The following is a 685-nucleotide window of genomic DNA, read 5'->3' on the forward strand; positions in this document are numbered from 1 at the left end:
TAAGAGACAGCCCCCCACCACCCGACCTCACCGGTGCGGTGACCCCCGGCGCACTCATCGGCCCGCCGTGCCGAGAATGGAGAGCACGGTCGCGACGGCGGGCGCGGCGCGGCGTTCGTCGACGGCCTGATCCCGCTCTCCTGCGTCACGACCGGCCGAACGCAGCCGCTCGCCGACCGCCCGCCGTTCCGGCGCGGCGAACGTGCCGAACGTACGGCGCAGCAGCGGCAGCACGTCGGTGAACTGGTCGGAGGACAGTCCGGTGAGCCAGCCGTCCACCAGGCCGAGCAGCCGGGGATCGTGCACCAGCAGCAGCCCGCCCCCGGCCAGGAACCCCTCGACCCACGCCGCCGCCCGCGCCGGCGGCTGGCCCCGCGACATGGCCCTGGACATGCGGTCGCCGGCGTCGTCGAGCCCTCCGCAGTCGAGCAGGATCCGGGTGAGCCGGCCCTCGATCAGCCCGTGCAGATCCTGCCTGTCGCTGATGCCTCGCAGCGTGCCCAGCCATTGCCCCCTCGGCGACACCGCCTCCCCGTCCGCGCCCCCATCGGACGCCGCACCCCCTGGACGCGACGCTCCTCCCGCGCTCGTCACCTTTCCCATGCCCTGAGCACCTCCCGCGCCCGGCTTGGCGTCCATGTGCGCGGAAGTACCGGGCGCAGGAGTACCGGGCGCGGAAGTACCG

The 685-nt window shown here is 74.3% G+C and carries 1 protein-coding gene; it reads right to left on the reverse strand.

Going from position 1 to position 685, the window contains the following annotated elements; all coding sequences use genetic code 11:
* Window positions 1-54: 54 nt before the first annotated feature.
* Window positions 55-685: DUF5682 family protein (locus tag E1292_RS50590; RefSeq protein WP_246091084.1), on the reverse strand; the 631-nt coding region annotated here is incomplete at its 5' end.

The organism is Nonomuraea deserti (assembly GCF_004348685.1).
Taxonomy (GTDB): domain Bacteria; phylum Actinomycetota; class Actinomycetes; order Streptosporangiales; family Streptosporangiaceae; genus Nonomuraea; species Nonomuraea deserti.